The organism is Janthinobacterium sp. GMG2, from assembly GCF_033949445.1.
Taxonomy (GTDB): Bacteria; Pseudomonadota; Gammaproteobacteria; order Burkholderiales; family Burkholderiaceae_D; genus Janthinobacterium; species Janthinobacterium aestuarii.
In genome coordinates this window covers 853,269-865,298 of record NZ_JAXAWA010000001.1, presented here as the reverse complement: position 1 = coordinate 865,298, position 12,030 = coordinate 853,269, and the positions used below count along the sequence as shown (strand labels likewise).

9 protein-coding genes and 1 pseudogene are annotated in these 12,030 nt (G+C 63.8%); 2 read left to right on the top strand and 8 right to left on the bottom strand.

The window, feature by feature from the left end; translation table 11 throughout:
• Nucleotides 1–19 precede the first annotated feature (19 nt).
• Nucleotides 20–619: a short chain dehydrogenase gene (locus SKZ59_RS03865; protein WP_034747417.1), complete on the bottom strand. Its 600-nt coding sequence runs from the start codon at nucleotides 617–619 to the stop codon at nucleotides 20–22.
• 112 nt (nucleotides 620–731) lie between these two features.
• Here SKZ59_RS03865 and SKZ59_RS03860 point away from each other — a divergent pair, with 112 nt between their 5' ends.
• The gene (locus SKZ59_RS03860; RefSeq protein WP_219327677.1) at nucleotides 732–1,649 is read left to right on the top strand and encodes a LysR family transcriptional regulator; all 918 of its coding nucleotides are present in this window, start codon (nucleotides 732–734) and stop codon (nucleotides 1,647–1,649) included.
• Between the two features lie 9 nt (nucleotides 1,650–1,658).
• Here the strand turns inward: SKZ59_RS03860 and SKZ59_RS03855 are convergent, their stop codons facing one another.
• From SKZ59_RS03855 to SKZ59_RS03845, 3 genes are read right to left on the bottom strand one after another with little or no spacing between them, the layout of a single operon-like run.
• Nucleotides 1,659–3,131 carry an efflux transporter outer membrane subunit gene (locus tag SKZ59_RS03855; RefSeq protein ID WP_070301498.1) on the bottom strand — a complete coding sequence of 491 codons (1,473 nt, stop codon included), beginning with the start codon at nucleotides 3,129–3,131 and terminating at the stop codon, nucleotides 1,659–1,661.
• Nucleotides 3,132–3,181: 50 nt separating this feature from the next.
• On the bottom strand, nucleotides 3,182–4,780 hold the full coding sequence (locus tag SKZ59_RS03850) for a DHA2 family efflux MFS transporter permease subunit (RefSeq protein ID WP_070301420.1): 1,599 nt from the start codon (nucleotides 4,778–4,780) through the stop codon (nucleotides 3,182–3,184).
• A 6-nt stretch (nucleotides 4,781–4,786) separates the two neighbouring features.
• Nucleotides 4,787–5,980, bottom strand: a complete 1,194-nt coding sequence (locus SKZ59_RS03845) for an HlyD family secretion protein (protein ID WP_034747407.1) — start codon at nucleotides 5,978–5,980, stop codon at nucleotides 4,787–4,789.
• A 144-nt stretch (nucleotides 5,981–6,124) separates the two neighbouring features.
• On the opposite strand from SKZ59_RS03845, the gene SKZ59_RS03840 reads away from it, so the two are divergent.
• Nucleotides 6,125–6,844, top strand: a complete 720-nt coding sequence (locus SKZ59_RS03840; protein WP_139091047.1) for a TetR/AcrR family transcriptional regulator — start codon at nucleotides 6,125–6,127, stop codon at nucleotides 6,842–6,844.
• 23 nt (nucleotides 6,845–6,867) lie between these two features.
• Here the strand turns inward: SKZ59_RS03840 and SKZ59_RS03835 are convergent, their stop codons facing one another.
• The 4 genes and pseudogenes from SKZ59_RS03835 to aceF form a co-directional block, all read right to left on the bottom strand.
• The gene (locus SKZ59_RS03835) at nucleotides 6,868–8,043 is read right to left on the bottom strand and encodes a hypothetical protein (protein WP_072455511.1); all 1,176 of its coding nucleotides are present in this window, start codon (nucleotides 8,041–8,043) and stop codon (nucleotides 6,868–6,870) included.
• A 256-nt stretch (nucleotides 8,044–8,299) separates the two neighbouring features.
• Nucleotides 8,300–8,496: pseudogene (locus SKZ59_RS28175) on the bottom strand (dihydrolipoyl dehydrogenase); the annotation flags it as partial.
• Nucleotides 8,497–8,563: 67 nt separating this feature from the next.
• Nucleotides 8,564–10,351 carry a dihydrolipoyl dehydrogenase gene (lpdA, locus tag SKZ59_RS03830; protein WP_319990887.1) on the bottom strand — a complete coding sequence of 596 codons (1,788 nt, stop codon included), beginning with the start codon at nucleotides 10,349–10,351 and terminating at the stop codon, nucleotides 8,564–8,566.
• Nucleotides 10,352–10,361: 10 nt separating this feature from the next.
• Nucleotides 10,362–12,017 (bottom strand): dihydrolipoyllysine-residue acetyltransferase, encoded by a 1,656-nt coding sequence (gene aceF, locus SKZ59_RS03825; RefSeq protein WP_319990886.1) that lies wholly within the window; start codon nucleotides 12,015–12,017, stop codon nucleotides 10,362–10,364.
• Nucleotides 12,018–12,030 lie beyond the last annotated feature (13 nt).

Genomic DNA, 12,030 nt, shown 5'->3' with positions numbered 1-12,030 from the left:
CTTTTTGAGGCCTTTAGACCTACCACACGCGGTAGACTTGCCCCGTCTGCGCCCCTTCCACGCTGCGGCTGTAGGCCAGCGCTACGCGGCTGGCGGCGGCCGGCTCGAAGCCATAGAAGAACGGGCCATACGCTTCCAGCGACTCTTCCAGCACCGTCGGGCTGACGACATTGATGCGCACGCCGCGCGCCAGTTCGATGGCGGCGCCCCGTACAAAGCCTTCCACGGCCGCATTCGTCATGCTGGCGGCCGCGCCGAAGCGGATCGGCTGCTCGGCCACGATGCCGCTGGTCAAGGTAATCGAGCCGCCGTCGTTCAGGTATTCCTGCGCCACCAGCGCCACGTTGACCTGGCCCATCAGCTTGCTGTCCAGGCCCAGCTGGAACTGCTCGGGCGTGAATTCTGCCAGAGGGCCGAAATGCAGCTTGCCGGCCGTGACGACGACGGCGTCGACCTTGCCGATGCGCTGGAACAGGGCGCGCACTTGCGCGATGTCGCCCATGTCGGCCTGGTGCGTGCCCGTGCGGCTGCCCACTTCGATGATTTCATGGCGTTGCGCCAGTTGCGCGGTGACGGCCTTGCCGATGGTGCCGCTGGCGCCGATGATGACGATTTTCATGCTGCTTCCTTGTGTGGGTTGAACGATGGAGCCAGTATGCGCCGCTTCCAGAAAGGAATAAATGCGCTAGAATTTACAAGATTACCAACCCACAGTTTGCAATCAAGGTGCCATGGATAAATTGCGCAGCATGGAGATCTTTGTGTCCGTCGTCGACCAGGGCAGTTTCACGGCGGCCGCCGACACCTTCCGCATCTCGCCCGTGATGGTGGGCAAGCACATCAAACAGCTGGAAGAGCGGCTGGGCACGCGCCTGCTGGCGCGCACGACGCGCCGGCAAAGCCTGACGGAAATCGGCCGGCAATACGTGGAGCAATGCCGCCAGATCCTGGCGCAGATCGCGGCGGCCGAAACGGGCGCGGAAGCGATGCGCGCCACGCCGCGCGGCAAGCTGAAGATCACGGCGCCCGTGTCCTTCGGCAGCGAATGCATCGCGCCGCTGATGGCCGACTATCTGACGGCCTATGCGGACGTGAGCCTGGAGCTCAATTTGAATGACAGGATGGTCGACCTGGTGGAGGAAGGATTCGATGCGGCCATCCGCATCGGCAAGCTGGAAGATTCCGGCATGGTGGCGCGGCCCTTGCGGCCCTATGCGATGGTGATCTGCGCCTCGCCCGCCTACCTGGCAAAGCACGGCACGCCGCGCACGCCGGACGACCTGGCGCGGCACGAATGCGTGGATTTCATGCAGTGGTCGCGCCACATGCGCTGGCGTCTGAGCGGCAAGACAGCGCGCCACGATGGCGCTGCGGCCGAGAGCCGCTTCCTCTCGAACAATGGCCAGGCGCTGCGCATGGCGGCCCTGCACGGCTTCGGCATCGTCATGCAGGCGGAGATTTTACTGGCCGACGATATCGCGGCGGGACGGCTGGTGCCGCTGCTGGCCGACTACGTGCCGGCGCCGCGCCTGATGCATGTGCTGTATCCGCGCGACCGCCAGCCTACGCCGAAGCTGACAACCTTCATCGATTTTCTGCTGGAACGCTACGGGCCGGCGGCGACACCGCCACCGGCCACGCTCACGTAATCGTCGTGCCTAGTTCACCTTCGCGGCAGGTGCGGACGCCAGCTTGGCCAGCTCGCCGTCCGGCTGCCAGCCAGCACCCAGGGAACGGGCCACGGCCACCGTCGCCAGCAGGCGCTGGGTCTTGATCTGCGCGGCGGCGCGGTCCGCTGCCAGCGAACTGCGCTGCGCGTCCGTCACGTCCAGGTAGGTCGAGATGCCGCGCTCGTAGCGCGTGCGCGCCACCAGGTAGGCGCGCGCCGCCGCTTCCTGCGACAGGGCCTGGGCGTCGCCCTGCAACTGGCGCTGCTCCACGTCGGACAGCGCATCTTCCACTTCGCGCAAGGCCGTCAACAGCTTCGTTTCATGGTTCGCCACGGCTTCCGCATAGCGCGCCTTGGACAGGTCAAGATTGGCCTGGTTGCGGCCACCGTCAAAGATCGGCAGGGACAGGGCCAGCGGACCAAAGCTGAACTGGCGCGAACCGCCCTGCGCCAGGTCGCGCAGCTTTTCCGACGCATAGCCGAAATTGCCCGTCAATTGCAGCGACGGGTAAAACGCGCCTTCGGCCACGCCCACTTGCGCATTCGCCGCGCGCAGGCCCGCCACGCTGGACACGAGGTCCGGGCGGTGCGCCAGCAGGCTCGCAGGCAAGCCGACAGGAATGGCAGGCGGCAGCGGCAAGACGGATGGATCGGCGGCCACCGGCAATTGCAGTGCCGACGGCGGCTTGCCCGTCAGGGTGGCCAGGCTGTTTTCCAGCTGGTTGCGCTGGCGCTTGACTTCATGCAGGTCGGCCTGCGCGTTCGACAGCTCGACTTTCGCGCGCGCCAGGTCCAGCTCATTCGTCAAGCCCGCGTTGAAGCGCGCTTCGACTAGCTGCGCCGATTCGCGGCGCGTGTCGAGCGCGCCATTCAGGATGGCCATTTCCGCATCGAGTCCGCGCAGCTGCCAGTAATTGCTGGCCACTTGCGATGACAGCATCAGCAGCACGCCGTCGCGGTCGGCCTGCGCCGCCAAGGCTTGCGAGTCGGCCGCTTCGACCATGCGTTTTACACGGCCCAGCAAGTCGACTTCATACGACAACGAGCCGCCGATCGAAAAATTATTGCCACTGATGGAGCGGTTGCCCAGGGCCAGGCCCTGCGAAGTGTTGGCCGAGGTGCGCGAGTTCGAGATCCCCGTGCTGACGTTCACGCTCGGGCCCTGGCTGGCGCGCGCCGTGCCGCTTTGCGCCAGCGCCTGCAGCAAGCGCTCGCCAGCCGCTTTCACGCTCGGGTTGTCCTGCAGCGCGCTCTGCTCGAGGCGGTTCAGGGTGGCGTCGCCGTAGATGCTCCACCATTCTTTGGGCAGCTGCGCGGCATCCGCCGCGGCCGCACCATGGCGGAAGGTGTCGGCGCCGGCGACATTGCCCGGCGCGGTGAAATCCTGGCCCACGGTGCCGCAGGCGGACAGCGCCACGGCAAGGGAAGCGGCCAGCGCAATTTTCGTCAATACTGTTTGCATGATGTGTACCTTCTTGTTCTTGAGGTGCTGCACGTGCGGGCTGTGCGCGGTCAATGACCGCCGCCACCGCCACCGGGAGCTTTGAGTTTGTCGGCCAGCCACAGGGGCACGATGCAGGCCAGCAGGATGGCGCCGATCAGGAAGAAGCCATCGTTGTAAGCCATCACATACGCTTCGCGGCGCACGATGCCGTCGATCGCCTGCAAGGCCTGGTTGCCGGCCGTGACGGCGTCATAGCCCTTGGCCATGAACGACGACGTCAACTGGTCGATGCGCAGCTGGGTGGCGCTGGAATACGCATTGATCGCTTCGCCCAGGCGCTGCGAATGAAAATGCTCGCGAGTGCTCAGGGCCGTGGCCAGCAGGGCGATGCCGATCGAGCCGCCCAGGTTGCGCGTCATGTTGAACAGGCTCGAAGCGGACGGCATGTCTTTCGGCGCGATGCCCTTCATGGCGAAGTTCGACAGGGTCAGCATGACGAAGGGCTGGCCCAGCGCGCGCACCACCTGCGACCACAGCAGCTGGTCGTAGCCGGTGGAAGCGTCCATGTAGGCATTCATCATGCACGAACCGCCAAACAGCAAGAGGCCGAACGAGCACAGGATGCGGTTGTCCACCACGGACGACAGCTTGGCGACAAACGGCATGATGAACAGCTGCGGCAAGCCTACCCACATGATGACTTCACCGATCTGCATCGGCGAGTAGCCCGCGATCTGGCCCAGGAACAGCGGCAGCAAAAAGGCCGAGCCATACAGGCCCATGCCCGTCACGGCCGACAGCACGGTGGCCACTAAAAAATTGCGCTGGCCATACAGCGCCAGGTTGACGAACGGTTCGGCGCGCGTGGCACTGGTGACGACCCAGCCCAGGATACCCACCAGGGCCATCGAGGCGAAGGCGATGATGAAACCGGAGTCGAACCAGTCCTTCGAGTTGCCTTCTTCCAGGAAGATGGTCAGGCAGCCGAGGCCCAGGGCCATGAAGAAGATGCCCAGCCAGTCGGCCTTCCAGAACATCTCGAGCTTCATCGGCTCCTTGTCGAGGCCATAGATCATGCCGGCGATCAGCAGCACGCCCGGCACCCAGTTGATGTAGAAGATCGAAGGCCAGCCATACAGCTCGCTCAGATACCCGCCCAGGGTCGGGCCCATGGCTGGCGCCAGGGTGGCCGTCAGGCCGAAAATCGCCATGCCGACGGCGCGCTTCGACGGCGGCAGCTTGAGCATCACCAGCGTGAACGCCATCGGGATCAGGGCGCCGCCAGTGAACCCTTGCAGCATGCGGAAGACGATCATGCTTTCCAGGTTCCACGCCGTGCCGCACAGGGTGGAGAACAGCAGGAAGAAAGCGGTGGTGCCGATCATGTAGGTACGCAAACCGAACACGCGCGCCAGCAGCGCGGTGAGGGGAATGACGATAATTTCGGCCACCAGGTAGGCCGTGGAAATCCACGAGCCCTCTTCCTGGGTGGCCGACAGCGAGCCAAGGATATCCTTGAGCGAGGAATTGGTGATCTGGATGTCGAGCACCGCCATGAAGGCGCCCAGCATGCCGGCGGCGACCGCCAGCCAGGTGCGCCCGGAGACTTTCTCGTCGATCACGGGAAACGCTGGCGGCTTCGCCAGCGTGGTGGAGGGGCTGCTCATGGAAGCTTAATGGGTGGTGGACTGGGCGGCTGGAGCGGCGGCGTGGCGCGCGGCCGGCTGCGTTTCAGGCTGATTGACTTCCACTTCGGCGATCACCGACATGCCCGGCACCAGGCGGCCATTCATGGCCTTGATGTCTTCCGGCTGGAAAACGATTTTCACCGGCACGCGCTGGACGATCTTGGTGAAGTTTCCGGTGGCGTTATCGGCTGGCAGCAGCGCGAATTGCGCGCCCGAGGCAGGCGCGAAGCTGTCCACGGTACCGACCAGTTTCTTGCCCGGCATGGCGTCGATGGTCACGTGCACGCTCTGGCCGCGGTGCAGGTCGGCCAATTGCGTTTCCTTGAAGTTGGCGGTGACCCAGACGTTGTCCTGCACGATGGCCGTCAATTGCTGGCCAGGCTGCACGCGCATGCCCGTTTCCACGTTGCGCTTGCCGATGCGGCCGGCGACAGGGGCCAAGATGCGGTTGTATTGCAGCTGCTGCTCCGCGTCCTTCAATTGCACGCGCAGCACGGCCACTTGCGCCTTGGCCACGTCGCGCGCAGCTTGCGCCGCACCGATCTGCGCCTTGGCGGCCGACGCGCTGTCGCGGCGGGCGGCCAGGTCGGCCACGGCGCTCGAGCGGGCCGCATTGGCCGCGTCGAGTTCCGCTTTCGAGACGGCTTTCATCTGGCTCGTGTACAGCTGGCCATAACGGTCCGCATCCTGTTTTGCGCGCAGCAGTTGCGCATCGGCTTGCGCCACTTGCGCCTGGGCGCCACTGGCTTGCGCCTGCACTTGCGCGATCTGCGCGTCCGCTTGCAGCACTTGCTGCTCGGCGCTGGCGATCTGCGCGGCGATCTGCTCGGTCTTCACGCGCTGGTCGAACGGGTCGAGTTCAGCGATCACGTCGCCCTCTTTCACCATTTGATTGTCGTCGATGAAGACCTTGGTGACGACGCCGGAAATGCGCGCCGAGACGGGATGCACGTGGCCGGCAACATAGGCGTTTTCCGTTTCCACGAAATAGTGGCTGCGGTACCACATGCGCGCGCCGGCGCCCAGGGCCACGAGGACGATCAGGCCGGCGATGATTTTGACGCGGTTGTTCGGTGGTGCGGAGCTGGCGGAGGCGGCGGGCGCGGAAGGGGCGGCCGGGGCCGCGGGTGGGACGGCGCTCAGCACTTTGTGCTCTGCTTGGCCTGGCTGGTTGGACATACTCGCTCCGGAAATGAAATGATATAGGTTCATTATTGGGCAAAGAAAAGCCAAAGTCAAGAAATGAAACGATTGCATTTCATTTTAATTTGCACTACAGTGTGAGCCATCACTTACCTTCCAACTTATAAAGAGACCCAGACCATGTCCGATCCCGGCCTCAGCGATACCTTGCCTACCGATAAAGAATCGGGCGACGCCGCCCAGGAGCTTTCCTGCTGCGGCAAACCAGCCGGCCGCCCGCGCGCGGCCGACATGGAAGCGCGCATGGACAACCTCCTGCACACGGCCGGCTGCCTGTTTCTGGAAAAAGGATATGGAAAGGTGAGCCTGGAAATGATCGCCCGCGAAGCCCATGTGGCCGTGCGCACGATTTATGTGAAGTTTGGCGGCAAGTCGGGCTTGTTCAATGCCGTGGTGGAATTGCGCCGCGCCGCCTACTTCTCGACCATGCCGGCGCTGGAAACGGATATGCGCCCCCTGCCCACCATCTTGGGCGAGTTCGGCCTGCTGTTCGTGCAACTGGTCACCATGCCGGCGGCCATCCACCTCAATCGCATGGTGGTGGCCGAAGCGGCCACGCATCCTGAACTGGCGGAAACGTTTTACAAAGTGGGACCGGGACAGACGCGCGAGATGCTGACGAGGTTTTTCAGCCGCCCCGACATCGCGCCGCTGTTCCGCGCGGAACTGGCGCCGGCCATGCTGTCGCTGCACCTGCTCAATTGCCTGCTGGGCGACCAGATGTCGCGCCTGCTGTTTCCTCCGCAGACGCAACCGGACGTGGCGCAATTACGCGCCAAAGTGGCCGTCAGTCTCGACCTGTTCCTGCGCGGCACCCTGCGCCAGCCGCTGGCGGACTGACACGGGAAGGCTGGTCCAGGAAATCAGCCAGGGCGGCTGCAGTCTGCCGGCAACGCCGCTTCGGCGTGTTCATCGTTCAAGCCCAACACGCGCAGGAAAGGCTGGGCCGCCGACGCGCCATCGACAGTGAGTGAAGACTCGCTTTCATCGTAGCGGTCCGGGCCATAGCGCATCAGGTCAAACGAGGTTTCAAAGCGCTGCGCCAGGAAATACGTGCGGAAGTAATCGAAGGAAAACGCCACCTGGCCATCTTCCCGCAGCAGCAAGCCATGCGCATACAGCGGCGCCAGCCAATCCCCGGCCGCCATGCTCCAGCCCTTCACGCCGCAATAGTCGCTGGCAAAGCGGTGCAGTTCCGCCTCGCTGAGGAAGACGCTCTTGGCTTCGAACATCACGAACGCCAGCTCGATCAGGAATTCACGCGCATCGGCAGCCGCGCCGGCGTCCACGCGCCGCTGCGCGCCCGCCTTGCCCAGCAAGCCATCGAGATAATCGCGTTCGCCTGCCAGCTGCGGCAGCAAGGTGGCAAACACATACTCGGCATCCACCTGCCCCGTTTCCTGGCCATTCGGCGTGTAGAGCACCGACAGCGCGAAGTTCTTGCTCACGTCATCGAACTCGCGCAGGGACACCGTCCACCGCGTGCCCGGCGCGCCGCCATCGGCCGCTGCCTCGCCCGTGCCGAACTCGAGCACGGCAAACGCCGCCATCTGGCCACTGGTATCGTACAGGCTGCCAGGATTGCTCTTGAACAAGATGCCCAGCGACTTCATGAGCGAACTGGCATCGCCCGTATGCTGATGGCCATGGAACACGGCGTGGATATTCTTGTAGTGTGCGCGCTGCTCGGCACTGGCGTGCTCATCGGCGGAGAAAAAGCTGAAACCGGCATTGCCCAGCGCCGCAGCGGCGACACCCTGCGCGCGGCTGCCCGGCACCAGGTAGAAACGCGCGCCAGGCAAGCTGGCCGCCTGCAGCAAGGGGCGCAGGAAGTATTCGTAGACATACACGGGTGTCGTGCCGGCACAGGCGTCGGGCGCCACCAGCTGGCCCGTGAAGAAAATCGCATCGATCCGCTTGCCCGCCGCCAGGATAGCGGCCACATCCTGGTACAAGGCATGCAGCATCACGGCTTGCTCTTGTTCGTCAGCCCGGCGCAAACGGACGTCGGCAATATGAAGGGCGGTAAATTTTTTCATCGTTGCAAAGCTCTCTCAGTACAGCGGAACTTGACCGTATCCCACGCTGGCAACATTCCTGGCAAAATCACGCGTTTCCGTCGAAGCAAAAGAAAAACATGGTGACAGACCCCCATTCTGCCACTTTTTCCACACGGCAATACTCACCAATTTTCACAAGGCCCCGCTACACCACGTTTTACTATGATGCAGATCAAGGGAAATAAAAAAACCGGGAACATGTCCCGGTTTTTTTGTACTGAAAGTTAACGCTTTATCAGCGCTTGCGCGGTGGCGGCAAGTCCGTGCACACGCCTGCTTCGGCGCGCTTTTGCCAACCTGCCGATCGGCTCGCCCAGGGTTGGATGCGGGTGGATGCTCGTGCCGATGTCGGTGCCGTCGCAGCCCATTTCGATGGCCAGCGCGATCTCGCCGCGTCATCGCTCCCCTGTCGCCCGCGTGCGTGCCGACGATGGCCGGATAATAAAAAACCCCGCAATCGCTTGCGGGGTTTTTAGTGTTACGACACAGCGCTACAACATCAGCGCTTGCGCGGTGGCGGCAAGTCCGTGCACACGCCTTCGTACACTTCAGCGGCCATACCGATCGATTCGCCCAGGGTCGGGTGCGGATGGATGGTCTTGCCGATGTCGGTGCCGTCGCAGCCCATTTCGATGGCCAGCGCGATCTCGCCAATCATGTCGCCCGCATGCGTGCCGACGATGGTGCCGCCGATGATGCGGTGCGTTTCAGCGTCGAACAGCAGCTTGGTGAAGCCTTCGGCGCGGCCGTTGGCCACGGCGCGGCCCGAAGCTGCCCATGGGAAGTGGCCCTTCTCGACCTTGATGCCCTTGGCTTTCGCTTCGTCTTCCGTGATGCCGGCCCATGCCACTTCCGGATCCGTGTAGGCGACCGATGGAATCACCTTGACGTCGAAGTGCGACTTCTGGCCAGAGGCGGCCTCCGCTGCCACGTGAGCTTCGTGCACAGCCTTGTGCGCCAGCATCGGCTGGCCCACCAGGTCGCCGATGGCGAAGATGTTCGGCACGTTGGTGCGCATCTGGCTGTCGACGTTGATGAAACCGCGGTCCGTCACTTGCACGCCGGCTTTGTCGGCGGCCAGCTTCTTGCCGTTCGGGCTGCGGCCCACGGCCACCAATACCAGGTCATAGATCTGTGGCGCCGGCGCGGTAGCACCCGCTTCGGCTGCTTCGAACGTGACCTTGATGCCTTCCGGCAGTGCCTCGACGGCCACCGTCTTGGTCTTGGTCATGATGTTGTCGAAGCGCTTCTCGTTGAACTTCTGCCACACCTTGACGGCGTCACGGTCCGCGCCCTGCATCAGGCCATCCATCATTTCGACCACGTCGATGCGCGCGCCGAATGTGGAATAGACGGTCGCCATTTCCAGGCCGATGATGCCGCCGCCGATGACCAGCATGCGTTTCGGGATCTGGCGCAATTCCAGCGCGCCTGTCGAGTCGACGATGCGCGGGTCTTCCGGCACGAAGGGCAGTTTTACCACGGAGGAACCGGCGGCGATGATGGCTTGCTTGAACTGCACGACTTTTTTGGAGCCGTCGCCTGCCGTCACTTCGATGTGGTTCGCGGACAGGAACTGGCCCACGCCCGTCACCACTTGCGTCTTGCGCGCCTTGGCCATGCCGGCCAGACCGCCCGTCATGTTCGAGATCACGCCTTCCTTGTACTTGCGTACCTGGTCGATGTCGATGGTCGGCTTGGCAAACGTCACGCCCGTGTTGGACATGTGCGCCGTTTCATCGATGACGGAGGCGACGTGCAACAGCGCCTTCGACGGGATGCAGCCCACGTTCAGGCACACGCCGCCCAGGGTCGCGTAGCGCTCGACGATGACCGTCGACATGCCCAGGTCGGCCGCGCGGAACGCCGCCGAATAGCCGCCAGGACCGCCGCCCAGCACCATCATGTCGACGTCGATGTCGACCTGGCCGCTGTAATTGCCGGCCGGGATGGCGGCAACGGCTGCAGCTGGTGCCGCCGCTGCAGGAGCCGGAGCCGCTGCAGGCGCAGGAGCGGCCGCCAGTGCGGCTGCGGGAGCGGCAACGCCTTCCGACGCTTCCACCACCAGCAGCGCGCTGCCTTCGGCGATCTTGTCGCCGACCTTGACCTTGACTTCCTTGACGACGCCGGCGTGGGTCGATGGGATCTCCATGCTGGCCTTGTCCGATTCCACCGTGACCAGGGACTGGTCCACCTTGATGGTGTCGCCGACCTTGACCATCAGCTCGATGACTTCGACTTCCTTGAAGTCGCCGATATTCGGTACTTTTACCTCTACTGTGCTCATCAATCGCTCCTTACAGCAGAATTTTGCGCATGTCGGCCAACACTTCGCCGAGGTACACGGAGAATCGCGCGCCCATCGCGCCATCGACCACGCGGTGGTCGTAGGACAGCGAAGTGCCCATCATCAAACGCGGCTGGAAGGCCTTGCCATCCCATACCGGCTTGATCGAGGCTTTCGACAGACCCAGGATCGCGACTTCCGGTGCATTGACGATAGGCGTGAAGTGCGTGCCGCCGATCCCGCCCAGGGACGAGATCGTGAAGCTGGCACCCTGCATGTCGGCCGGTTTCAGCTTGCCTTCGCGCGCCTGCAGCGACAGTTCCGTCATTTCGCGGGCGATCTGCGAGACCGACTTCTGGTCCGCGCCCTTGATCACGGGGACCACCAGGCCGTTCGGCGTGTCGGCCGCGAAGCCGATGTTGTAGTACTGCTTGAGGATCAGGTTCTCGCCCTTGGCATCCAGGGAAGCGTTAAACGCGGGGAATTTCTTCAGCGCGGCAACCGAGGCCTTGATGACGAAAGCGAGCATGGTCAGCTTGGCCGCATCCTTGTTCTTCGCATTGGCCGCGTTGGTGTCAACGCGGAACGCTTCCAGGTCCGTCACGTCCGCTTCGTCGAACTGCGTGACGTGCGGGATCATGACCCAGTTGCGGTGCAAATTCGGGCCCGAGATTTTCTTGATGCGCGACAGCGGCAGCAATTCGGTCGTGCCGAACTTGCTGAAGTCCAGCGACGGCCATGGCAGCAGATCCAGGCCCACGCCCGAACCGCCTTTGGCGGCGACCGGCGCATTCGGCGCGGCGACGGCGCCCGACATCACGCCCTTGACGAAGTTCTGCACGTCTTCCTGGGTGATGCGGCCCTTCGGACCGGAACCGCCCACGCGGGTCAGGTCCACGCCCAGTTCGCGCGCGAACTTGCGGATCGATGGCGACGCGTGCGCCAGCTTGCCGTTCGCTGCAGGAGCGGCGGCAGGAGCTGGTGCAGCGACCGGCGCCGAAGCGACGGCGGCGGCTGGCGCGGCGGCAGCTTGCGCAGCGGGTGCAGGTGCAGCAGCGGCAGGTGCGGCAGGAGCAGCGCCACCGGTCGTTTCCACGACCAGCACCAGGCTGCCCTTGGCAACCTTGTCGCCGACCTTGACTTTCAATTCCTTGACGATACCGGCATGGCTCGATGGGATTTCCATGCTGGCCTTGTCCGATTCGACCGTCAGCAGCGACTGGTCGACCTTGATCGCGTCGCCGACCTTGACCATCAGTTCGATGACTTCGACTTCCTTGAAGTCGCCGATATCGGGCACGGTCACTTCGACCAGGGCTGGCGCGCCGGCTGGGGCGGCAGGTGCTGGCGCAGCGGCGGCGGGAGCGGCTTCAGCGGCAGGTGCTGCGGCCGGGGCGGCAGCGGCCGGCGCAGGCGCCGAGGCGTCGTCCGCCACTTCCAGCAGCAGGACCAGCGAACCTTCGGCGATCTTGTCGCCCACGTTGACTTTCAATTCCTTGACGACACCGGCGTGGCTCGATGGAATTTCCATGCTGGCCTTGTCCGATTCGACCGTGATCAGGGACTGGTCGACCTTGACCGTATCGCCTGGCTTGACCATCAGTTCAATGATCTCGACTTCCTTGAAATCGCCGATATCCGGGACTTTGACTTCCACAATGCTCATAGCTTGCTCCGTT